Origin of the sequence: Ancylomarina sp. 16SWW S1-10-2 (genome assembly GCF_009669305.1) — a bacterium.
In the GTDB taxonomy this organism is placed as follows: Bacteria; Bacteroidota; Bacteroidia; order Bacteroidales; family Marinifilaceae; genus Ancylomarina.
In genome coordinates, this window is sequence record NZ_SADB01000363.1 from 1 (window position 1) to 356 (window position 356).

At 39.9% G+C, this 356-nt stretch carries 1 protein-coding gene; it reads right to left on the reverse strand.

What is annotated here, in order from left to right; all coding sequences use genetic code 11:
• Positions 1 to 131: 131 nt before the first annotated feature.
• Positions 132 to 356 (reverse strand): hypothetical protein (locus tag EMN46_RS19820; RefSeq protein ID WP_229130465.1); only part of this gene is annotated, 225 nt, incomplete at its 5' end.

Genomic DNA, 356 nt, shown 5'->3' on the forward strand with positions numbered 1-356 from the left:
ATTTTCAAAAATCTTAATTCTTCTTGTTATGCGTTTTAAGCTAGATTCATTATTAAAATGAACAATCACTCAGACTTAAAATAAAGATACAAAACACGATCATCTAACGGCTATCTAACGCTATGCAAAGGCTAGTCAAAGAGTTTTTCATAGAAATAAACAACATCATCGTAAATTGCAGCACAAGCTTCAGCCTGTAAATTGCCATCTGCATCCATAGGCATATAGGGACGCGCAGGCATTGGAATGTCGTGCGGCTTGGTTACACCAGTCGTCGGGCCCGAAAAAGCATTACTCACAAAAACGGCCATGCCACTGCCAATCACCTGATAACGTGTACCGCCAGGATGTTTAAT